Origin of the sequence: Pseudoclavibacter sp. RFBA6 (assembly GCF_002931575.1) — a bacterium.
Taxonomy (GTDB): domain Bacteria; phylum Actinomycetota; class Actinomycetes; order Actinomycetales; family Microbacteriaceae; genus Pseudoclavibacter; species Pseudoclavibacter terrae.
The window spans coordinates 222,953-244,101 of record NZ_PSUA01000005.1 but is presented as its reverse complement, the minus strand read 5'-3'; the positions used below and the strand labels follow the sequence as shown (position 1 = coordinate 244,101).

At 69.8% G+C, this 21,149-nt stretch carries 25 protein-coding genes; 9 read left to right on the top strand and 16 right to left on the bottom strand.

The features are described from left to right. Positions 1–27 precede the first annotated feature (27 nt). Positions 28–810 (top strand): maleylpyruvate isomerase family mycothiol-dependent enzyme, encoded by a 783-nt coding sequence (locus tag C5C17_RS04030; protein ID WP_104252086.1) that lies wholly within the window; start codon positions 28–30, stop codon positions 808–810. An 18-nt stretch (positions 811–828) separates the two neighbouring features. On the opposite strand, the gene C5C17_RS04025 is transcribed toward C5C17_RS04030, so the two are convergent. From C5C17_RS04025 to C5C17_RS04000, 6 genes are all read right to left on the bottom strand, one after another. Further along, on the bottom strand, positions 829–2,013 hold the full coding sequence (locus C5C17_RS04025) for a Gfo/Idh/MocA family protein (protein ID WP_104252085.1): 1,185 nt from the start codon (positions 2,011–2,013) through the stop codon (positions 829–831). Continuing rightward, entirely contained in the window at positions 2,010–2,855 is an 846-nt protein-coding gene (locus C5C17_RS04020; RefSeq protein WP_258065900.1) for a sugar phosphate isomerase/epimerase, read from the bottom strand. Before C5C17_RS04020 ends, C5C17_RS04025 begins: the two co-directional genes overlap by 4 nt. A 98-nt stretch (positions 2,856–2,953) precedes the next feature. Continuing rightward, positions 2,954–3,538: a TetR/AcrR family transcriptional regulator gene (locus tag C5C17_RS04015; RefSeq protein ID WP_181028476.1), complete on the bottom strand. Its 585-nt coding sequence runs from the start codon at positions 3,536–3,538 to the stop codon at positions 2,954–2,956. A 35-nt stretch (positions 3,539–3,573) separates the two neighbouring features. Beyond that, positions 3,574–4,056: a hypothetical protein gene (locus tag C5C17_RS04010; protein WP_181028475.1), complete on the bottom strand. Its 483-nt coding sequence runs from the start codon at positions 4,054–4,056 to the stop codon at positions 3,574–3,576. A gap of 95 nt (positions 4,057–4,151) precedes the next feature. After that, the gene (locus C5C17_RS04005) at positions 4,152–4,526 is read right to left on the bottom strand and encodes a VOC family protein (protein WP_104252082.1); all 375 of its coding nucleotides are present in this window, start codon (positions 4,524–4,526) and stop codon (positions 4,152–4,154) included. A gap of 95 nt (positions 4,527–4,621) precedes the next feature. Beyond that, complete coding sequence (locus C5C17_RS04000; protein ID WP_258065898.1) at positions 4,622–5,593, bottom strand: pentapeptide repeat-containing protein; 972 nt, start codon at positions 5,591–5,593, stop codon at positions 4,622–4,624. Between the two features lie 155 nt (positions 5,594–5,748). On the opposite strand from C5C17_RS04000, the gene C5C17_RS03995 reads away from it, so the two are divergent. The 3 genes from C5C17_RS03995 (at position 5,749) to C5C17_RS03985 (ending at position 8,463) form a co-directional block, all read left to right on the top strand. Further along, positions 5,749–6,699 carry a metal ABC transporter substrate-binding protein gene (locus tag C5C17_RS03995; RefSeq protein WP_104252081.1) on the top strand — a complete coding sequence of 317 codons (951 nt, stop codon included), beginning with the start codon at positions 5,749–5,751 and terminating at the stop codon, positions 6,697–6,699. Further along, the gene (locus C5C17_RS03990) at positions 6,696–7,487 is read left to right on the top strand and encodes a metal ABC transporter ATP-binding protein (protein WP_104252080.1); all 792 of its coding nucleotides are present in this window, start codon (positions 6,696–6,698) and stop codon (positions 7,485–7,487) included. The genes C5C17_RS03995 and C5C17_RS03990 overlap by 4 nt, the downstream gene beginning before the upstream one ends. Before the next feature lie 112 nt (positions 7,488–7,599). Next, positions 7,600–8,463, top strand: a complete 864-nt coding sequence (locus C5C17_RS03985; RefSeq protein WP_104252079.1) for a metal ABC transporter permease — start codon at positions 7,600–7,602, stop codon at positions 8,461–8,463. A gap of 10 nt (positions 8,464–8,473) precedes the next feature. On the opposite strand, the gene C5C17_RS03980 is transcribed toward C5C17_RS03985, so the two are convergent. Continuing rightward, positions 8,474–9,154 carry a metal-dependent transcriptional regulator gene (locus C5C17_RS03980; protein WP_104252078.1) on the bottom strand — a complete coding sequence of 227 codons (681 nt, stop codon included), beginning with the start codon at positions 9,152–9,154 and terminating at the stop codon, positions 8,474–8,476. A 72-nt stretch (positions 9,155–9,226) separates the two neighbouring features. Continuing rightward, on the bottom strand, positions 9,227–9,559 hold the full coding sequence (locus C5C17_RS03975; RefSeq protein WP_244296265.1) for a tryptophan synthase subunit alpha: 333 nt from the start codon (positions 9,557–9,559) through the stop codon (positions 9,227–9,229). 147 nt (positions 9,560–9,706) lie between these two features. Here C5C17_RS03975 and C5C17_RS03970 point away from each other — a divergent pair, with 147 nt between their 5' ends. Together C5C17_RS03970 and C5C17_RS03965 are read left to right on the top strand one after the other, a co-directional pair. After that, positions 9,707–11,275 carry a cell wall metabolism sensor histidine kinase WalK gene (locus C5C17_RS03970; protein WP_146079074.1) on the top strand — a complete coding sequence of 523 codons (1,569 nt, stop codon included), beginning with the start codon at positions 9,707–9,709 and terminating at the stop codon, positions 11,273–11,275. Next, on the top strand, positions 11,272–11,928 hold the full coding sequence (locus tag C5C17_RS03965) for a response regulator transcription factor (protein WP_104252076.1): 657 nt from the start codon (positions 11,272–11,274) through the stop codon (positions 11,926–11,928). The genes C5C17_RS03970 and C5C17_RS03965 overlap by 4 nt, the downstream gene beginning before the upstream one ends. Positions 11,929–11,972: 44 nt before the next feature. Here C5C17_RS03965 and C5C17_RS18510 read toward each other — a convergent pair whose 3' ends face one another. The 5 genes from C5C17_RS18510 to C5C17_RS03940 form a co-directional block, all read right to left on the bottom strand. Further along, positions 11,973–12,335 carry a hypothetical protein gene (locus tag C5C17_RS18510; protein WP_181028474.1) on the bottom strand — a complete coding sequence of 121 codons (363 nt, stop codon included), beginning with the start codon at positions 12,333–12,335 and terminating at the stop codon, positions 11,973–11,975. After that, a complete protein-coding gene (locus C5C17_RS03955; RefSeq protein ID WP_104252075.1) occupies positions 12,332–13,609 on the bottom strand; it encodes a phosphotransferase family protein in 1,278 nt (425 codons plus the stop codon). The genes C5C17_RS18510 and C5C17_RS03955 overlap by 4 nt, the downstream gene beginning before the upstream one ends. Positions 13,610–13,744: 135 nt before the next feature. Further along, on the bottom strand, positions 13,745–14,131 hold the full coding sequence (locus tag C5C17_RS03950) for a hypothetical protein (protein ID WP_104252074.1): 387 nt from the start codon (positions 14,129–14,131) through the stop codon (positions 13,745–13,747). 194 nt (positions 14,132–14,325) lie between these two features. Continuing rightward, positions 14,326–14,874: a type 1 glutamine amidotransferase domain-containing protein gene (locus C5C17_RS03945; protein WP_104252073.1), complete on the bottom strand. Its 549-nt coding sequence runs from the start codon at positions 14,872–14,874 to the stop codon at positions 14,326–14,328. Positions 14,875–15,010: 136 nt separating this feature from the next. After that, positions 15,011–15,988 carry a DNA topoisomerase IB gene (locus C5C17_RS03940; protein WP_104252072.1) on the bottom strand — a complete coding sequence of 326 codons (978 nt, stop codon included), beginning with the start codon at positions 15,986–15,988 and terminating at the stop codon, positions 15,011–15,013. Between the two features lie 202 nt (positions 15,989–16,190). Between C5C17_RS03940 and C5C17_RS03935 the strand changes: the two genes are divergently transcribed. Next, positions 16,191–16,421: a hypothetical protein gene (locus C5C17_RS03935; protein ID WP_104252071.1), complete on the top strand. Its 231-nt coding sequence runs from the start codon at positions 16,191–16,193 to the stop codon at positions 16,419–16,421. A 3-nt stretch (positions 16,422–16,424) separates the two neighbouring features. Continuing rightward, positions 16,425–16,925, top strand: a complete 501-nt coding sequence (locus C5C17_RS03930; protein ID WP_104252070.1) for a hypothetical protein — start codon at positions 16,425–16,427, stop codon at positions 16,923–16,925. A gap of 214 nt (positions 16,926–17,139) precedes the next feature. Here the strand turns inward: C5C17_RS03930 and C5C17_RS03925 are convergent, their stop codons facing one another. From C5C17_RS03925 to C5C17_RS03915, 3 genes are read right to left on the bottom strand one after another with little or no spacing between them, the layout of a single operon-like run. Beyond that, complete coding sequence (locus tag C5C17_RS03925) at positions 17,140–18,045, bottom strand: IclR family transcriptional regulator (RefSeq protein ID WP_104252069.1); 906 nt, start codon at positions 18,043–18,045, stop codon at positions 17,140–17,142. A gap of 9 nt (positions 18,046–18,054) precedes the next feature. Beyond that, on the bottom strand, positions 18,055–19,656 hold the full coding sequence (locus C5C17_RS03920; RefSeq protein ID WP_104252068.1) for a GMC family oxidoreductase: 1,602 nt from the start codon (positions 19,654–19,656) through the stop codon (positions 18,055–18,057). Further along, the gene (locus C5C17_RS03915) at positions 19,653–20,264 is read right to left on the bottom strand and encodes a hypothetical protein (RefSeq protein ID WP_181028473.1); all 612 of its coding nucleotides are present in this window, start codon (positions 20,262–20,264) and stop codon (positions 19,653–19,655) included. The genes C5C17_RS03920 and C5C17_RS03915 overlap by 4 nt, the downstream gene beginning before the upstream one ends. Before the next feature lie 317 nt (positions 20,265–20,581). Between C5C17_RS03915 and C5C17_RS03910 the strand changes: the two genes are divergently transcribed. Then, positions 20,582–21,145 (top strand): DJ-1/PfpI family protein, encoded by a 564-nt coding sequence (locus C5C17_RS03910; protein ID WP_104252067.1) that lies wholly within the window; start codon positions 20,582–20,584, stop codon positions 21,143–21,145. Positions 21,146–21,149: the final 4 nt, after the last annotated feature.

The following is a 21,149-nucleotide window of genomic DNA, read 5'->3' as shown; positions in this document are numbered from 1 at the left end:
GCGCGCTCCACTCTCTAGGCTCAGACCATGCGCCATGCAGACTTCATCGACATGACCGAGGACGCCGCGACCGGGTTCGGCCTGCTCCTCGAATCGGCAGATCTCGCGACGCCCGTGCCGTCCTGCCCGGGCTGGTCGCTCGCCGAACTCGCACGTCACCTCGGCGGCGTGCACCGGTGGGCGCATGCCCAGCTGCTCGGCGGCGGGCAGCAGGTCGACCGTCAGACTCCGGATGCGCCGCTCGCCGACCGGGACGCGCTCGTCGGGTGGTTCCGTGAGGGCGCCGCGGACCTCGTGGCGACGCTGCGCGAGCTGCCGGAGGACACGCCATGCTGGGCCCTCTACCCTCCTGCACGTGCCTCGACGTGGGCGAAGCGTCAGGCGCTCGAGACGGTCCTGCACCTCTGGGACGCGACCGACAGCCTGGGCATCGCCGTGCCGATCCCTTCGAACCTCGCCGCGGTCGGTGTCGCTGAGGTGGCCGAGGACATGTACCCGAGGCAGGTCGCGCTCGGGCGGATGCAGTCGCTCGAGGAACGCGTCGAGCTGCGGCTGCGAGACCGGCTCGAGCGCCCAGGCGATAGCAGGAGCTTCGGCGTGCGCGTCCGACTCGGACCCGTCGACGAGGCACCGGCGGACCCCTCGACGGCCGCGAGCGAGACGACGCCGGCCGACGCGACGCTCGAGGTCACCGCCGGGGACGCGCTGCTCGTGCTCTGGAAGCGGCGCGACCTCTCGGCGGTGGATGCGCGGATCACCGGCTCCCGAGCGGTGCTCGAGCGCGTGCTCGCGCGACCGCTGGCCCCCTGAGCCCAGGAGAGCCAGCTCCTAGGCGCCCAGCGTCGCCGCGAACGGGTCTCGCGTGTGGTCGACGAGCGGGACCGGATCGACCGTGCTTCCGATGACCACGACCTCACCGGCCGCCGCCGACTCCTCGATGGCGAGCATGATGTCGAGCACGTGCAGCGCCAGTTCCCCGGTCGCGACGTGCGGGAGCCCCTCGCGGATGCCCCGCGCCATGTCGAGAGCACCGTAGCCGCGGCCCGTGACGGTGCCCTCCTCGGGGTAGTCCTCCCAGGTCGGTTGGAGCACCTCCGCGTACTCCTGCGGGTGCCGCGCGACCCTCGTGCCGCCATCGGCGTGGTTCGGATCCGGGGTCAGGAGCATCCCGCCGGCCCCGATGATCTCGACCGTGCCCATCTCCGCCAACGGGGAGTCGTTGCTGAAGGTGAGCTGCGCGCTCGCCCCGCTCTCGAAGGTGACCAGCGCATCCACGTGCGTCAGCACGGAGACGGGGAACGACTGTCCGGTGAGCGGGCCGAGCTTGACGGTGCGCGTCTCCTTGGCCGTCGATCCCGTGGCGTAGACCTTGCGGACAGGACCGAAGGCGCTCACGAGCGTCGTCACGTAGTACGGCCCCATGTCGAGCAGGGGGCCGCCGCCTCGGGCGAAGAGGAACGCCGGGTTCGGGTGGAAGAGGTCGGGGCCCGAGTAGCGCATCATGGTGCGCGCCGTGAGCGGGGTGCCGATGGCACCCGCCGCCAGGTGCCGCAGGGCGGTCTGGATGCCCGGGTTCAGCACCGTGTCGGGCGCCACTCCCACGCGCAGGCCGGCCGCGTCGGCGGCCAAGAGGAGGGCCTTCGCCTCCTCGCGGTTGATGCCGATGGGCTTCTCGATCCACACGTGCTTGCCCGCCGCGATCGCGTCGAGGGCGACCGGCACGTGCGCTGCGGGGATGGTGAGGTTGATAACGATCTCGACCTCGGCGTTCGCGAGCACGGAAGCCGGTGACCCCGAGAACGGAACACCATATGCCGCCGCTTTCTCTGCGGCCAGCGCCTCGTTCAGGTCACCGAGCGCCACCACGCGGACGTCGGGGAAGCGGATGAGGTTGTCGAGGTAGGCGTTGCTGATCATGCCCGTGCCGATGATGCCGATGCCGACGGGGCCGCTCCTGGCGGATGCGGATGCGGATGCGGCTGCGCCTGCGGCTGCTGCCTGCGGGAGGCTCATGCGCGGTTCTCCAGGTAGTCGAAGCTCGTGGCAATCGCCGCGAAGATGTCGCCGTCGTAGTGGTCGAACTCGATGACGGCGAACTCCGCCGACGGGGCGGCGTCGAGGGCCGCACCGAGCGGGATGACACCCTGGCCGGCCGCCACCTGGCCGAGACCGGACGGGTCGAAGGGCGCATCCGTGAGGAACGGGTTCTCGACCTGGGGGCCGTCCTTGATGTGGAGCGCCTTGACACGGTCGCCGAGGCGAGCGAGCAGAGCGGGTGCCTCCACGCCGCCGATGTGCGCCCAGTAGACGTCGACCTCGAGCACCACCTCGTCGTCGACGAGCCCAGCGAAGTACTCGAGGGCCGGGACGCCGTCGATGCGGTTGCTGAGCTCCCACGCATGGTTGTGATATCCGACGCGGAGGCCATGCTCGGCGGCGGCCTTCGAGGCCTCGTTGAGCGCCGCGGCCGTCGCTTCGACCTTCTCGCGCGTCGACCAGTCGAAGACGGCGGGGTCGATGACGTACCGCATGCCGAGCTTCTTCGCCGCCTCGAACGTGGTCGCGTGGCTCGGCACCTGCGTCGTCACGCCTTCTCGCGTGACCTCGTTCGCGACGAGCATGGCGTGTCCCGTCGGGGCGGCGATGCCGTGCCGCTCGAAGGCCGCGGCGAGCTCGTCGGCGCGGTCGACGAAGGCGAAGGCCTCGACGTTGCGCAGCCCGATCTCACCGAGCCGAGCGAGGGTGCCGTCGAGGTCGACCTCGAGGTGCGAGTTGATGCTGTAGAGCTGCAGCGAGGTCACCGGGCGCTGTGATTCCTGTGGGGTGCCGGGTGCTGCTGGTCGGGTGGTGGGCACGTTGACTCCTGTGTCGGTGGGCGCCCGCCACATCGCGGTTCGCTCTCACGAGAGACGTTACTAGAAAATTGCCATTTGGCAACTTTCATTGTTCGGGTTCAGCTGGTTCGGCCGAGCCGCTCCAGCAGCCCTAGAGTGCCCGCAACATCGACGCTCGGGTCCAGGAGCCATCGCACCTGCAGCCCGTCGGATGCGGCCATGATCAGGTCGACGAGCATGGCCGCATCAGCACGGCGCTCCTCGGGGAGCGCCGCGAGCTGGCCGCCGAGCTCGGCCGCCAGCTTGACCCTCGCCCGGGCGAACCGCGCCGTGAAGAACGAACGAGCAGGACCATCCCCAGCCTCCACCGACTTCGCGAGCATCTCCGTGAACAGCGAGACCATGCCGGGGAACTGCACGTTGAACTCAGCACTCGAGCGCATCCGCTGCACGAGCGAGACGGAATCCGGCATGCGCTCGTCGTTGACGCGGTCGTGCTCGCGGATGACCTCGACGAGCAGCCCCTCTCTCGAGCCGAAGTAGTGCGTCAGCATGCCGTGGGAGACGCCGATGGACTCACCGATCGCGCGCAGCGAGGCCCCGCCTGCGCCCGTCTCGCGGAGCGTCTCGTAGGCCACCGCCAAGATCTCGCGCTTGCGCTCGACACCCTTCGCGTACCGACCCCGCACTCCGTCTGCTGCCACGCCCAGCATCGTAGCTGGGGAGTCGGCAGGGCCCGCTACGCTCCGCCGCTGGGCCGCGCCTCGTGGTGGCGTGCCCCGTGCGTTCGGCGGTCCTCCTTCATCGCCGCCTCGGCGAGGTGGCGGCGACCTGCGACGAGCTGCTCCCTGACGTCGCGTTCTGCCGCCCGGAACGGCTCCCAGTAGGTGTCGTCGTAGTCCTCGACGATCTGGAACGTCCACCGCCCCTCGATCACGTTGCGGCCGACCAGCTCCGAGTCGAGCCGGTCGGCGAGCTCAACGTGTCCCGCGTCCCGCAGCGCATCGGATGCCTCACCCAACGCCAGGTCGGCAGCCCCCGTCAGCCGGTGGAAGCTGTAGAGCAGCCCGCGCGCCTGGTCGACCATCTCGAGCGCCTCCGTGAGCTTCCCGACAGCAGCGATGGTCGCCTCGTCAACTCCTTCCGGCGGCAGATGCTCGGCGCTCCGGCGCTCCCGCTGATCGTCATCGGCCCCGGACTCTCGCGTGTTCTCGTCGCTCATGGTGCGATTGTTGCGGCCGAGTCTGGGCGATCCGTGGACTCCCGGCCGGGACAGGGGCCGGCCCTGCCAGAGCCCGCGCGGCGCCGAGCTTCGACTCAGCCCTGGGGTGCTCTGCAGAGGCAGAACGGGTGGCCCGCGGGATCGGCGTAGACCACGAACTCGTCGGGGCTGCCGGGCTTGTCGCTTGCCTTGAGGAGACGGCCGCCGAGCTCGAGCACTCTCCTGTGCCCCTCCTCGAGGTCGTCGATGTAGAGGTCCAGGTGGATCTGCTGTGGGGGATGCCCGTCAGGCCACCGCGGTGCCACGTGGTCGGGAGCGAGCTGGATGCCGAGCCTCCACTCGCCGTCAGCGTAGACACTGTGCCAGTCGTCCTCCTTCTCGACCGCGCCCTCCAGCAGGGACGCCCAGAAGGTGCTCTCCGCATCGATGTCAGCGGCGTCGAACACGATGATCGTGCGGCGGATCTTCATGGCCCCTCCGTGGGTGTCAGCCTGTGGAACACGCTCACGCTACGAAAGAACACTGACCGACATCTGCCAGCGGGCGCGCATCGTCAGCCCCGGTCTCAGATCCAGTGGCGAGGCCGGGTGAGCGAGTCCGGCAGCTGGGTCGTCTCGTCTCCGAACGCCGCCGCCAGCTGCGGCTGCGTGAGGTGCAGCACGTGGCGCAGGTCGGCTCCGTGCAGCTCGGCGTCCCGCAGGTCGGCGCCGAGGAGGTCGGCCCATCGCAGGTCTGCGCCACGAAGCTTCGCCGCGATAAGCAGAGCCCCGCGCAACTCCACGGCGCGCAGGTCTCCTCCGGAGAAGTCGGTGCCGAGGTAGACGCCGCGCGGCTCGACCCGCGACCAGGCCCCGGATGCGCGGCGGCGGGGCGCGTGCGCCCGCCTCACTTCGAGGCTCACGGCTCCAAGCAGTTCGCCCGCGGCGGGCCTGCTCGATTCGACTGCCGCTCGCAGCACGGCCACGCTGGGGGACGCGGCCTGCGCATCCACCCGATCGAACAGGGAGTCGATTCGGCGCAGCAGCGGCCGGTCGGCTGTGCGCCGCCTGGCCTCGGTCAGCAGCCACAGCACCTCGTGCAGTTGACGCACGAGCGGGAACACCGCGAACATCGCGTCGCGCAGCCCCTCGCCCTCGCGCCAGTCGCCGCCGCCGAAGGTCTCCTGCGTGACCCGCTGTCCGGCGCCGTGGCACTCGAAGACGGTGCAGCCCCGGTACCCGCGCTCGAGGAGCACCGCGTGGATGCTGCAGCCGAGGTTCTCGTCGAGGTTGCGGCACGGTTTGCCTGCTGGCTTCTCGTGGGCGAAGTCGTCGCCCCGAGAGAAGGCGAGGGCCGAGCAGCAGAGGGCTACGCAGCGCACGCAGTCGCTCTGGAAGCGCGTCTCTTCTGCGTCCGCACCATGCCGAGCGCCGGAAGCGCCCCCGGCGGATCCTCCCGAGCGAGACCCGGCCGCTTGACCCGAAGCGGGGTCGACAGTCAGCGGCATCGGCACGCTCGGCCGGTGCCGCAGCTCCTCGCCGGGGTCGCCTGGTGACATCGTGGCCACAGCCTACGTTCGCATCCGCATGCTCCCGCTGAGCGTCTTTCACCCTGTGGATCACTCCGGGCGCGCGCGGGCCGCCCCGACTCCGGTACGGAGGTTCGGTGCACCGAACATTCTTCTTCCCCAAGCCGTAGCGCTATGCTCTGGGCATGCTGACCCCCGTGCTGCATGCAGCCAGACGGAAGGCCACCCGCATCGTCGCGGCCGGCCTCGCACTCGTCGCGCTCGCATCCCTCACCGCTTGCGCCCCCGCCGCCGAGGGCGACGACCGCCCGGTCGTCCTCACCACCTTCACAGTGCTCGCCGACATCGCCAGACAGGTCGCCGGCGACGAGCTCCGGGTCGAGTCGATCACCAAGGTCGGCGCGGAGATCCACGGCTACGAACCAACCCCCCTCGACGTCGCGAAGGCCTCCGAGGCCGACCTGATCCTCGACAACGGCATGAACCTCGAGGCGTGGTTCGAGCAGTTCGTCGCGAGCATGGATGTGCCGCACGTCGTCGTCAGCGACGGCGTCGAAGAGGTGCCGATCGCGGGGGACGCCTACGCGGGGCTCCCCAACCCGCACGCCTGGATGTCGCCCCTCAACGTGCAGCTCTACGTCGACAACATGGTCACGGCCTTCTCCGACCTCGCGCCAGCAAGCGCGAGCATCTTCGAGGAGAACGCCGCCGCCTACAAGGCCGAGCTGCAGGCCGTGCACGACGAGCTCGTCGCCGCGATCGAGCCGCTCCCCACCTCGCAGCGCGCACTCGTCACGTGCGAAGGAGCCTTCTCCTACCTCGCCCGCGATGCCGGGCTGCAGGAGGTCTACATCTGGCCCGTCAACGCGGAGCAGCAGGCCACGCCGCAGCAGATCGCGGGCGTCATCGACCACGTGCGCGACAACGACGTACCCGCCGTCTTCTGCGAGTCGACCGTCTCGGATGCACCCATGCGTCAGGTCGTGGACGCCACGGACGCCGAGTTCGGCGGCACGCTCTACGTCGACTCGCTGAGCGAGGAGGACGGCCCAGTGCCCAGCTACCTCGACCTGATCCGGCACGACGTCGACACGATCGTGGCCGGCCTCACCGGTGAGAAGGGACGCGAGTCGTGAGCCGCGCGTCCAGCTCCGGCCCCAGCAGCGCATCCGAACCCGGCACCGCCGCGTCCCCCGCCATCGAGGTCGACGCCCTCACGGTGCACTACGGCGAGGTGCTCGCGCTCGACGGCGCCAGCCTCACCATCTCACCGGGGCGCGTGTGCGGCCTCATCGGCATGAACGGCTCCGGGAAGTCGACGCTCTTCAAGTCCATCATGGGCGTCGTGCGCCCCGATGCGGGCACGGTCCGCATCCTCGGTGGCTCGTCGGCGGATGCGCGCAAGCGGGGCAGCGTCAGCTACGTCCCGCAGAGCGAGCAGGTCGACTGGGACTTCCCGCTGTCGGTGCGGGACGTCGTCATGACGGGCCGCTACGGGCACCTCGGCATCACCAGGAGGCCGAAGGCGCGCGACCACGCCGCCGTCGATGCGGCGCTCGAGCGCGTCGAGCTGAGCGACCTCGCGGGCCGCCAGATCGGGCAGCTCTCCGGTGGGCAGCGCAAGCGCGCCTTCGTCGCCCGCGGCATCGCCCAGGAGGCCCAGGTGCTGCTGCTCGACGAGCCCTTCGCGGGCGTCGACACCAGGTCACAGGCGACCATGACGCGCCTCCTCCGCGAGCTCGCGGCGCAGGGCGTCTGCATCCTGATCGCCACGCACGACCTCGGCTCGCTGCCCGAGCTCGCCGACGAGGCCGTGCTCTTCAACCGGCGCGTGCTCCTGCACGCCAGCCCCGAGGAGATCATCAGGCCGGAGAACCTGGCCCTCGCCTTCGGCATCGACACGGGCAAGGGAGCGGCAGCATGACCCCCGCATCCGCAGACAGAGTTGTGGCGATCTGCAGCTCCCCGCCGCCTCGACAGCAAGCATCCACAACTCTGCGCCGTGAGCGGCGTGAACACCGAGATGGAGACCGCGCATGAATCTCGTCGACCTCCTCCTCGAGCCGCTCGGCTACGAGTTCATGGTGCGGGCCCTCATCACGACGATCATCACAGCCATCGTCTGCGCCCTCCTCAGCTGCTGGCTGGTCCTCATCGGCTGGTCCCTCATGGGCGACGCCGTCTCGCACGCCGTCCTCCCCGGGGTCGTGCTCGCCTACATCGTGGGCGCACCGTTCGCGCTCGGTGCCCTCGTGTTCGGGCTCGTCGCCGTTGGCCTCATCGGCGTCATCCGCGACACGAGCAGGGTGAAGGAGGACGCGGCGATCGGCATCGTCTTCACGACCCTCTTCGCGTTCGGCCTCGTCCTCATCTCCGTCACCCCAAGCCAGACCGACCTCAGCCACATCCTCTTCGGCAACCTCCTGGGCGTCAGCAACACGGACCTCGTACAGATCGGCATCCTCGCCGCGATCGTCGCCATCGTGCTGCTCGTGAAGCGGCGCGACTTCACGCTCGTCGCCTTCGACGCCACCCACGCCCACGCGATCGGCCTCAACCCGCGACTGCTGCGAGGCGCACTCCTCGGACTCCTCGCACTGACGGCCGTCGTCGCGTTGCAGACCGTCGGCGTCATCCTCGTCGTCGCGATGCTCATCATCCCCGGCGCCACCGCGACCGTGCTCACGCGCAGCTTCGCGCGGATGCTCGTCATCGCCCCCATCGTGTCCGTCGCCTGCTCCGCCATCGGCCTCTACGCCAGCTACTACCTCGACGCGGCGTCGGGCGGCATGATCGTGCTCGCGCAGGGCGTCGCGTTCCTGCTCGCCTACCTGCTCTCGCCGACGCAGGGGCTCGTCACGTCGCGCTTCCTCGCGCGACGGCGCGCGAGGGTCGCGTAGGTCTCCGACCTCAGACCGAGGTCACCCAGACGGCGCGAGCAGCCACCGGGCCGAGCGCGAACGAGGCCGCGGACGCCGCATCCACGACGCCCACCAGGAGCGACTCGGAGTACGGGTCGCTTTCGCCGATCTCGAGTCGCGCCCCGACGGTGAGCCCCTTGGCGGCGAAGTACTTGAGCAGCTCGGGGTCGGAGTCGGAGATGCGCTCGACGACAACACGCGTGCCCGCGTCGAGGCTGCCGAGCAGCACAGCCTGCGGGATGCTCACCTCGCCGGTCGCTGACGGGATCGGGTCGCCGTGCGGGTCGCGCTCCGGGTGCCCGAGCAGCGCGTCGATTCGATCGACCATGAGGTCGGACACGGAGTGCTCGAGGTTCTCGGCCTCGTCATGCACCTCATCCCACCCGTACTGCAGCACCTCGACGAGGAACGTCTCGAGCAGCCGGTGCCTGCGAATCATGGCGAGCGCGTGCGCGCGCCCTTCCGCCGTGAGCGAGATGCTCCCGTAGCGCGCGTGCTCCAGCAGGCCCTGGTCGGCGAGCTTGCGGATACCCTCGGAGACGGTCGAGAGCCGGAGCTGCAGCCGCTCGGCGACGATCGTGGCCGTGACGGGCGCATCCGACCACTCTTGGAGACTCCAGACCACCTTGAGGTAGTTCTGCGCGCTCACCGAGAGTTCTGACACCGACATGCGGCCAAGCCTACGGGCAGGGGTGCGCTGCGCGCGGATGCCCCGGAACGCGGATGCCGCGACGGCGGAAGGTCAGGCGCTCCACCGGTCGCCGAAGCGGCTCTCGCCCGCGAGCATCGTCCACACCGTGGTGCTGAGCGGCGGATACTCCGTCGCGATACGACGCATGAGCTGCGCGTCGTGCGCGCCGCTCTCCGGCGCCTCGTCGCCACCCCGCTCGAGCGCTTCGGCACGCATGAGCAGCACGACCAGCTCGTCGACGGTCGGCAGCTCCTGCATGAAGCGCCACGGGTCCTCCCCGTTGCGGGCACGTGCGTAGATCATCGTCTCGCGCTCGTCCTGCGCTTCGGCGCGCAGGACCTCCAGGCTGGCTCGCCTGGTCAGTTCATAGCGCTCGGTTTCCACGCGACGAGCCTACGCGCCACCTCGTCATCCCGCTGGGACTTGTGGAATGAGCAGAGTTGCCTGTGGACAGAGGTCCGCCCGTGGCGTCCGCGTGAGAGTCTTCTCACCTGCCAGGCTCCGGACTCCTGCGCCCCGGATAATCGATGGATGCGGGTGATGACGGCGGGCGAGGCACGGCTGGAGGTGCGGCCGCGCTCCTCGGTGCGGGTGCGCATCCTCGCGTCGATCCTGCTCGTCACGATGCTCGGCATGGTCGTTGCGGGCGCCACGAGCTACGTCGCCGCCCGCGAGCGCGTGCTCACGGGCGTCGACGAACGACTCATCACCGTGGCCGAGAGCGTGCGCGGGCTCGTGAGCGGGCAGGAGCTCGCGGCACCGACGACACCTGACTCCGCCAGCCCGTCCGCGACCTCCAGCCCATCAGCGACCGCGCCAGACGCCGCCCGAACGTTCGCGAGCTCAACCGAGGCGCTCGAGCTCGTCATGCAGCGCCTCATCCCGGAACGCAACGAGGGAGCGCTCGGACTCATTGACGGAGCGCCCGCGTTCATCCCATCGACCGCGACGCCCTTCTCGCTCGTCGAGCTCCCCGCCCTCGTCGAACGCGCCGTGGGCGAGACCGCCGACGGCTCGGTGCGCATGGGCACGTTCGTCGACGCCACCCACGCCCTCCGGTACGTGGCCGTGCCGTTCACCGTGGGTGACGGCACGAGCACGGCCCTCTACCTCGCCGCCTACGACCTGCGTGCCGAGCTCGCCGACACCAACAGCACCTTCCAGACGTACGCCCTTGTCGCCGTCGCCGCCCTCGCCGTGATCGCCCTCGTCGGCTGGTTCGTCGCGGGCCGTCTGCTCAGGCCGCTGCGTGAGCTGCGGGAGACGGCGGCCTCCATCACGGGCAGCAACCGATCCGCGCGCATCCCCGTCGTCGGCCACGATGACGTCTCCGCGCTCACCGCCACGATCAACGGCATGCTCGACCGTCTCGACGGCTCCCTCACCGCCCAACGGCAGCTGCTCGATGACGTGCGCCACGAGTTGAAGACCCCCATCACGATCGTGCGGGGACACTTCGAGATCCTCGACCCGACAGACCCCGCAGAGACCCGAGAGACGGTTGCCCTCGCCCTCGATGAGCTCGACCGGATGAGCGAGCTCATCGACGACATCGAGGCGCTCGCCGTCAGCGAGCAGCAGGGGCTGCTGAGCCTGGCGCCGTGCGACGTGCTCGAGCTGACCGAGCAGGTGCACGCGAAGGCGAGCGCGCTCTCGGCGCACCGGTGGGTGCTCGAGCAGACGGCGCCGGTTGTCGTCGATGTCGACGCGCGACGCATCACGCAGGCCTGGCTGCAGCTCGCCGACAATGCAGCGAAGTACTCGCCAACAGGCTCGCGGGTCGGCCTCGGGAGCCTCGTGGATGCGCGCGGCGAGCTGCGCCTGTGGGTGCGGGACGAGGGCGTCGGCATCCCCCCATCAGCCCAGGACCGCGTGTTCGACCGCTTCGGGCGGGCAGAGACGGGACGCAGCCAGACCGGATCGGGCCTCGGGCTGTCGATCGTGCAGTCCATCGCTCGCGGCCACGGCGGGCGCGTCGAACTCGAGAGCGAACCGGGCGTCGGGTCGACGTTCACGATCGTGCTGCCCGGCGCCGGCGCCGCCTTCGGTCCGGAGCCGGCTGACACAACATCCGAACCCCAGCGAGAGGACCCCGCATGAGCAGCATCCTGGTCGTCGAAGACGAGGCGCGCATCGCCTCGTTCGTCGAGAAGGGCCTGAAGTCGAGCGGCTACGCCGTGACGGTCGCGGTCAACGGCACCGACGGCTTCGAGCTCGCCCGCGGCGGTGACTTCGATCTGGTGCTCCTCGACGTCGGACTCCCAGGTCTCGACGGCTTCGAAGTCCTCGACCGACTTCGCGCCGAAGGCAACGCCGTCCCCGTCATCATGCTCACGGCCCGCACCTCAGTCGAGGCGACGGTGCGGGGCCTCGATGGCGGGGCCAACGACTACCTCGCGAAGCCGTTCAAGTTCGACGAGCTGCTCGCGCGCATCCGCCTGCGGCTTCGGGATGCGGGCCAGGTGGCGGCCACCGAGCTCACCCATGACGACCTGCTGCTCGACCTCCGAACGCGGCGTGTGCGGGTGAATGGCACCGACATCGACCTGTCGGCGCGCGAGTTCGGCCTCGCCGAGCAGTTCTTCGGCAACCCAGGTCAGGTGCTCAGCCGCGAACAGCTGCTGAGCCGAGTGTGGGGGTTCGACTTCGATCCTGGCTCGAACGTCGTCGACGTGTACGTGCGGTACCTGCGCGGCAAGATCGGCGCGGACCGGATCGAGACGGTGCGGGGCATGGGCTACCGCCTGCGCTGAGCCGAGCCCGCGCGCACCGACGGGTGCCCCTCGGCGTCCCCAGGTCAGTCCTCGTCGTCCCCGTCGTCGTCGTCGTCATCATCATCATCGTCGTCGTCGATCTGCGACGGCGCGACCGGGTCGACCGGCACTGGCGCCTGGATGCTTCCCGTCGGCAGCGAGGGCTGCACCGGGTCGGGCACGCTGCTGGGCGACGGGGAGGCCGGGGCAGTCGGTGACGGGGGCACGCTGATGGTCGTCCCGGGCGACTGCGCGCCGACGATGGGCCCGACGTCGAGAGTCTCACCCGGTGACGAGCGCAGCGACATGGCCTGAGCGAACGTGACCCCGGCGAGCGCGATCGCGAGCGCTCCGGCAACCGCGCAGGCAAGGATCAGCCAACGCGGGCGGGACTTCTGGGTGGTCATCGTCTCGGCTCCTTCGAGAGGGCGACGGCGAAATCGAGGATGCGGTCCGGCAGTGCGTCGAGCCCGGCCCCGCCGCGGACCGCGGCGCCGAAGGCGTGCGAGAGCAGGTGGGTGAGGGCGACCGCGTTGGCGCGGATGCTCAGGTCGGGGTCGTCGGTGAGCGTTCCGACCTGTCCTGGGTTGTTCCAGGTGTGTGCGAAGTCGCCCCACGCGAGGCGCACGAGCTCGGCGAGCTCGAACGTCGAGGTCCGGAGATCGGTCCTCCCGCAGAGGTCGTGGGTGAGGGCGGTCACGATCGCGTGGGCGTAGAGACCGCCGAGGTCGTCGGCGAGGTCGCCGACGCCCGCCGTGTCGATGTCGACGACGCCCGTGATCGTGGCGCGGCCGTCGGTCTGGGCGTGCGGCTCGACGAAGATCTGGCCGAGGTGGAGGTCGCCGTGCACGGTGCGCGCTGGCCCCGGGCGCGCTCGGGCGACCTCCGCGCGGATGCACGCGGCCACCCCATCGATGTCGGCCCTGCGCGCGGGGAGGAGGTCGTGGAGGCGCAGCAGGTACCAGTCGAGTCCCGCCGTCAGGCTCGCGCGGGCTCCACGGGAGACTCTGGCGGCGCCGATGGACGCGACCAGTGACTGCAGCTCCCGCAGGAACGCGAGCCGCGCATCCGGTGTTCGGGGCACGTGTGAGTCGGCGGGAACGCCCGGCATGCGCTCGAGGGCGACGAGGCCCGCCTCACTCCAGCCTCGGCTTCGCGGCACTGCCACGCCGGCACCGGCGAGCTCCTCGTGGATGCGGTGGAGCGGTTCCGCGTGCCCCGGTCGGACGACCTTGAAGAAGAGGGTCCCCTCGGGGCCGGCGAGACGCAGCACCGCCCGGCGCCCTGGCCGGTACGCGAGCATCTCGAGCTGCCCATCGCCGACGGCGCCGAAGCGCGCCGCGGTCTCGCGCGCGGAGTCGGGGAAGGCCGTCGCGGGGAGGGCGGGAAGGGCGGGGTCGTGCGGGTAGCGCCACACGCGCACCTGCTCGCGGGTCGCGGGGTTCTGCACGGTGGTCCACTGCTGCGATTCGCCGGCGACCGAAGCGGCCGCGGGGTTCGTCGCCGTGTCGATGAACAGACGGATGCGCTCGTCCGGTCCCTGCAGCGACGCGAGCTCGACGTCGTAACCGGCAAGCACGCCGTCGCCGCTCGGCTCAGCGCAGGCGAGCGTGACCGACGCCACCTCCCGGCCGGTGCCCGTGGCGACGGCCTCGATCACCTGCCTGGCTGCTGCGAACATGTGCTCCTCCTGCGGCGCTGCACTGAGCTGCTGTCGTGCTGAGTCCTCTGCCGCCGCGTCCCGCGGCTCTGCCTCGAACCTACCGGGGTCGCTGCGCGACAGCCCGGGAACGTGCTCAGCTGTGGAGAACGGCGACTACGCGCTCGGCACGGACGGCGGGGTCTGCGCGCTCACCGGGCTCTGCGCGGAGACCGGGCTCTGCGCACTCACGGGGCTCTGCGCGGAGACGGGACTCTGAACAGTCGGCACGCTCTGCGGGGTCTGCGCCGAGACGGGGCTCGGGGAGCTGAAGACGGGCGTCGCGGTTGGTGAGGCGCTGCTGCCCGTCGTGGGAGAGGCCGATGGGGTGGTGGATGCGGCTGGGCTGCTCGTCGCGGACGGCGTCGAGAGGTTGAGCTGCTCGCCGGGCACGTCGCGCACTTCGAGGGCGTTGGCGACGCCAGCCCCGCCGACGGTCAGGATGCCGAGGCCGAGGGCGCTGGCCGAACCGACGATGATCCAGGTGTTCTTCTTCTTGTTCATGGCTGCTGCCTCCTGTTGTCTGCCGAGGCGTGACTTCGCCTCGGTAGCCCCAAGTTTCGTGAGCGTTCATGAGACGCACAGTGCCCTGAAGATGAGAGCGGCCTCATCTTCGCGCGGACGCCGTCGTGCAGACGCGCGAGGGGCGAGTGGATGCGTGCATCCACCCGCCCCTCGCGTCGGGAGCCCAAGCCGGGTCAGGCGGTCTGGCCCCGGTGCTTGCCCTCCGCGACCTCTTCGACGAGCTTCGCGTTGAACGCGGGGAGGTCGTCTGGCGTTCGGCTCGAGACGAGGCCCTGGTCGACATGGACCTCCTCGTCGACCCACGTCGCGCCGGCGTTGATGAGGTCGGTCTTGAGGCTCGGGAAGCTCGTGAGCGTGCGCCCGTCGAGCACCTTCGCGTCGGTGAGGATCCACGCGCCGTGGCAGATCACCGCGACCGGCTTGTGCGCCTCGAAGAAGTCGCGCACGAAGCTGACCGACGCCTCGTCGAGGCGGAGCAGATCAGCGTTGCCGACGCCGCCGGGCAGGACGAGCGCGTCGAAGTCGCCCGCTCTGGCGTCGGCCGAGATGAGGTCCACGGACTGCTCATGCCCGTTCTTGCCCTTCACGCTGCCGGACTCGGGAGAGACGAGTGAGGCATCGCCTCCAGCCTCGGTCACGGCGCCCCATGGGCTCGTGAGCTCGCTGTCCTCGAAGTCGTTCGTGAGGAGGAAGGCCACGCGCTTGGTGTCGAGAGTCGTCATTGCTGATCGTCCTTTCGTCGGGGGAAAGAGTGTGCTGCTCGATCGAAGCCGGGATGTTCACCCGCGGCGAGCAGGCATCCACCGTCTCGCACGGACCTCCCCGAAACGTGGACGGCCCGTGTGCGCGACCTGGCTGTCAGCTGGACGAACCCAGGAGGAGCTTCCGCAGCGCCGCCTCCCCGGACCCACGCCCCACCTCGACGACCCGCCCCTCGTCGTAGGCCTCGATGACCCTTGGATCGATGTAGCTCGAACGCGCGACCGCCGGCGTGTTCCCGAGCAGCTCCGCGGTATCCCGCACCGCGTGCGCGACGAGTGACGTGCGCTCGCGCACCGTCGCCCCGACGCCCAGCTCAGCCAGTCGCCTCGCGGCGAAGACCGTGCCGTGCAGCGTGCGGAAGTCCTTCGCAGTGAACTCGCCCTTCGTTCGCATCCTGATGTCGTCGTTGACTTCCCGAGCCGAGAGGCGACGCCAGGCGCGGCCGTCCCTCCACGACAGGATGCGCCGCCCCGGCGACCCGCTCGCCTTGCGCTCACCGAGGAACGAGACGAGTTCGAGGTCCTCGATGAGGGCGCTCCACGGCACCCCGCTCTTTCCCTTGAACTCGAGCAGCACCTGCTCGTCCTGCAGCGAGATGTGCCGGTTCAGGAGCGTCGTCAGGCCGCGGTGCCCGAACTGCTTCGCCGACCGCTCACTGCCGACGCGAAGGAACGCCGTGTCGAGGAGCTTGAAGCTCGCCGCGAGCGATGCCTCGCGTCCGTCATGCACCGTGCGGAGCGCCCTCGTCGCCGCGCGCCGCGCCGACGGCAGCACGCGCGAGAGCTCCAGGGCCCGGTCGAAGGTCACGATCTGGCGCTTCGCGGTCCAGTCGGGATGGTAAATGTACTGGGTGCGGCCGAGCGCATCCACACCCACCGCCAGCACGTGGGCGTTCTCGTGGGGCGCGATGCGCACGTCCCGCCACGCCGGCGGGATGGCGAGCGATGCGAGTCGAGCGCGCACCACGGGGTCGACGATGCGCTCTCCGCGCTCATCCCGATAGCTGAAGCCGCTCCCCGCTGCATGCCGCGTCCACGCGGACTGAGTCGGCGTCCACCTTCGCAGTCGAACCATCTGTCTTGGGTAGCACCTGCCCGGCCCGGGAGGCAAGAGCTGAACAGCCATCGGCTGGAAGGTGTATTTCTCAGAGGTATCGCCTTCCCACAGATGTGGTGAGAACCCTCCATAGATCCCGTGGAAGCGGCTCCGCGCACATGTCGATGCGCGAGGATACGACTATCCGTTCGAGACGGTCGCCAATGACGGCAGGAGCCTCATGCCATTCCCCGTTCCACCTCTCACCGCGACGATGCCCGCCGAGGGCCGAGTCGACCGCCTCTCCGAGCACACGTATCGCGTCGTCAAGGACGGCCGCATCCTGGGCTTCATCAACAAGATCGACGAGCTCTGCGTAGTCTCGGCCGGATCCGACGCAGGGGCCGCCCTCGAAGTGCTGCAGACCCGCGACTTCGCGCGCGCCGTCAAGGAGCTCCAAAACCGAGCCTGATCCATGACCTCACGCCGCAGCTCCCCGGCCCGCTGGACGACAGCGGGTGTCGGGGTTCTGGCCGCCATCATGGTGGTCGTCGGACTGACCGGATGCACCGCGGACAGTTCCGGAGCGAGCTCCGAATCAGCGAGCGGCACGTTCGCGCCCGGTTCCCCGACCTCGTCAGCGGCCCCCGACCAGCCCGGCGCCACTGAGTCCGACGGTGACCTGATCTTCGCTGCGACCGCCGACGACCGGCATTCCTGGATCACAGCTGAGGCCCGCGTCTCGGGCGTCACACGATCCGGCACCTGCGAGTACACCGCGAGCGCCGAGGGCGTCGACACGATCACGCGCACCGCCAAGGCGCTCCCCAGCAACTACGACACCGTCTGCGGCGACATCTCCTTCGAGCTCGGCACGCCGGGCACGTACACGATCACGGTGACCGTCACGGATGTCACCGACGAGCCGCTCACGGCCAGCACCGACGTCGAGTTCCTGGGCGCATCCGCCGACTGACCCGGCTCGTCAGCCTTCGCGCCCCCCTGCACCCCCTCCCGCCCTCCGCGCACGCAGGCTTCCCCGAGTGAGCGTCTCCGTCGCACGCACACACACGAAGAGCGCATGCTCGTTCCGCAACGAACCAGCATCTCCCGCGTGCCTGCATCCGGATGAACGCCGAAACACGACGCCCTTCCGCGAGCTCGAGCTGCGCGGGCTCGAGATCGCGCGCTCAGCGCCCGCGGCGAACGAGGTGGCTGGCTCTGGCACCCGCGCCGCGCAGGAGCCGCTCGAGCTCATCCGAGCGGTGGCCAAGACGCGGTGACTCGAGCGACAGCGCCACCGCTCCGATCACCTCGCCCGAGGCGCTGCGCACGCCGACGGCCGCGCACGTGTGACCCGGCACGAACTCCTCGCGCTCCCAGGCCACGCCGCGCAACCGGACCCGTTCGAGGTGCCGCTCGAGCTCGTCGCGTGACGTGATCGTCGCATCCGTGAAGGAGGGCATGCCGTTCGCGTCGAGGAACGAGTCGCGCTCCTCCACGCTCATGCCGGCGAGGATGATCTTGCCGAACGCCGTCGCGTGCGTCGCCTCGTGGAAGCCGAACTCAAGGGGGCGGATCCGCTGTGCACGCGCCGAATCGGCGACGTGCGCCACGACCACGTCCGTGCCCCGGTAGACCGCGAAGTACGCCGCGACGTCGCCTGCCTCGTGCAGCGCCTGCACGACCGCCCGCATGGGCGGCGAGACACCGAGCTGCTGATGCAGCGCCCGCCCGAGCTCGTGCACCTTGTACCCCAGTTCGAACCGGCGCTCCTCACGCAGATGCACGAGGTAGTCCGCATCCACCAGCAGCTGGGCGAGCCGGTAGACGGTGGGCAGCGAGAACCCGAGCGTCTCCTTGATCTCCGTCGCGCTCGCACCGCCGTTCTGGGCGACCAGTTCCAGCAGCGACAGCGCCTTGAGCGTGCTCGAGGAAGGCGCGGCCGACGCCATGCCCGGACTCGCGTCCAGCTCGAGGGGTGGCACGGCGGCGACCGAGGGGGCGGATCTGTTTGCGGGGGCATCCACGTCGACACTCACCGCAGCAGTATGCGCAGCGAAGACTGGGCCCGCGGTGAGTGTTGCGTGGCTCATGACCGCTCCCTACAGCTCGCCGGCGCGCAGCTGCGTCGCCAGGTAGTCGGCCTGGCGCATGGCGAGCGCCACGATCGTGAGCGTGGGGTTGGCCGCGGCGCTCGTCGTGAACACAGAGCCGTCGCCCACGAACAGGTTCGGCACGTCGTGGGATGCACCCCACCGGTCGACGACACCGTCCTCGGGTCGCTCGCTCATCCGCGCCGTCCCGAGGTTGTGGGTCGACGGGTATGGCGGCGTGCGGTGCACGTGCTCCGCACCGACGGCCTCGTAGAGCAGCGTGCCACGGTCGTAGCCGTGCTCGCGCATGGCCGCGTCGTTGGGGTGGTCGTCGTAGTGCACGTTCGGGACGGGCAGCCCGTTCGCGTCCGTCACCGAGCGGTTCAGGGTGATGCGGTTCGACTCCTGCGGAAGGTCCTCACCGACAATCCACATACCTGCCGTGTTCTCGTACGCGTCGAGCACCGAGGTGAAGGACTTGCCCCACGCGCCGGGGTCGGCGAAGCTCGCCAGGAACGCGGGCCCAAGCGACAGCGTCTCCATGAAATAGCCGCCCACGAAGCCGCGGCTCGGGTTGTGGCCTGACTCATCCCGGATCACGCCGGCCATCGTCTCGCCGCGATACATGCGCACGGGCTTGTCGAAGCGGGCGTACAGCGAGCCGGTCGTGTGGCGCATGTAGTTGCGGCCGACCTGGCCGGACGAGTTCGCGAGGCCGTCTGGGAACAGCGAGCTCGCGCTCAGCAGCAGGAGGCGTGGCGTCTCGATCGAGTTGCCCGCGACGACGACGACCCTGGCGCGCTGGCGCTGCAGGTTGCCGTCCCGGTCGAGGTAGAGCACCCCATCCGCTCGCCCGTCGACATCATGCGTGATCTGCACGGCGTGGCTCTCGGTTCGCAGGTCAAGCAGCCCCGTCTCGAGGGCGCGCGGGATCTCGCGCACCATCGTGCTCCACTTCGACTTGTTCTTGTCTCCCTGGAAGTTGAAGCCATCCTGGATGGATGCGGGCCGCCCGTCGTACGGCTCCGCGTTCGTCCCGTATGGCCCCGTCGAGTAGTGCGTGTAACCGGCCCGCTTCGCGCCCTCGGCGAGCACCTTGTAGTTGTTGTTCGCCGGCAGCGGCGCCCGCCCGCCCGTGTGCGTCGACCCGATCGCGTCCTCCGCCTTCACGTACCAGGGCGCGAGCTCCTCGAGCGTGATCGGCCAGTCGAGGAGGTTGGCGCCGTCGACGCGACCGTACGTGCTGCGCGCCTTGAACTCGTGCTCGTAGAAGCGCGGCGTCGCACCCGACCAGTGCGTCGTCGTGCCACCGACCGCCTTCACGATCCACGCGGGCAGGTTCGGGAAATCCTTCGCGATGCGCCACGAACCGCTCGTGGTGCGCGCATCCAGCCACGCCATCTGATTGAACGCCTGCCACTCGTTGTTCTCGTAGTCCTCGTTGCGCAGGTACGGCCCGGCCTCGAGCACCACCACGGGGATACCCTTCGCGGTCAGCTCGTGCGCGATGGTGCCGCCTCCCGCCCCGGACCCGACGACGACGACGACCTCGTCGTCCTGCGGGATGGGCTTCCCGAACTGCGTGGCGCGTGCGCCCGTGTCCTCGGTCATCGCTCGACTCCTTCGTGGCTCGCGGCGAGTTCGCCTGGCTGGTTGGTGGAGATGGGGGTGCCGTCGCCGGTCGCATCGGCGGCGGATGCCGCCGGGATGCGCACGGCGCCCGTCTGCGGACGCTTCAGTCCGGGCAGCGGCGAGAAGGGCACATCCGCCGGCTCCTCGATGAGCGGCTCGGGCACCCAGTCGAGGTCGTTGAAGCCGCGGTGCACGTACCCGCCGAGCTCGAACGATGAGCCCTCGTAGCCGACCGCCTTCCACACTTCCGGGTCGTCGTAGAGGTTCAACACCGTGGTGCGGCGGATGAAGCCGAAGAAGTCGGTGTGCTCGATGCTGCGCAGCACCGCGGTCGCCTGATCCTCGTCGAGGGCGGTGAAGTCGCCCGCCGACAGGGAGTCGAGCGTGAGGAGCCCCTGCGTGAGCGTGACCCGCAGCCACGTCGACGACTTCGACTCCTCGAGGATGATGTTGGCGGTCCGCTGGTACGGCGAATCGGGGAAGGTCGGGTGCGGAAATGCCACCCGGATGACGCGCACGAGCAGATCGCGCGCATGCTCGGTGAGCTCCGTCTCGTTGAGCTGGGGGTATTTGGCCGGATATGCCATGGGTGTCGCTCTCCTCTCCATTGAGGTTTCACTGTGCATTGGTCACTGAAAGGTCCGTCGATGCCGGACTCGAAACGCCCGGTGCGGGGCCAGCATCCGCCTCGTGTCAACGGCGACGCGGTGGTGGATGCGGTGCTCATACGGTGCCCCGCAGGCCCATTCCCTCACCACTCGCATTCTCGACATGCAAGAAACGGCGTTGCCTGGGCGGTCGCCGCGACGGGAGTCTGTGACGTGTCGGGGCGGATGAGAACGGCCCCGCGCATCCCACAGATGGCGCCCTTCGCGCCCGCAGCAACTGAGAACAGGAGACAACGATGTCCAAGGTCCTTATCCTCGCCGGTGACTTTTCCGAGACCCTCGAGGTGTTCTACCCGTACGAGCGGCTCCGTGAGGAGGGCTACGAGCCCGTCATCGCCGCGCCGACCAAGAAGCGCCTGCAGTTCGTGGTGCACGACTTCGAGGGCTACGACACGTTCACGGAGAAGCTCGGCCACGGCTGGAACGCCGACATCGCCCTCGCCGATGTGAACCCCTCCGACTACGTCGCGCTGGTCGTGCCCGGTGGGCGCGCCCCCGAGTACCTGCGCAACAACGAGGACGTGAAGCGCATCGTGAAGCACTTCTTCGGCGAGGACTCCCCCGTCGCCGTCACCTGCCACGGGCCGATCATCCTCGCCAAGGCAGGTGTGCTCGAGGGGCGCATCACGTCCGGCTTCCCCGAGATCGCAGCCGACATCGAAGCTGGGGGCGGCACCTACCAGAGCTCGGAGGCGCTCGTCGACGGCAACCTCGTGAGCGCCCGCGCCTGGAACGACAACGGCCCCTGGTTCGGCAAGTTCATCGCGCTCCTCCGAGAGAAGGCCCCCCTCTCCGCGTAGCGCC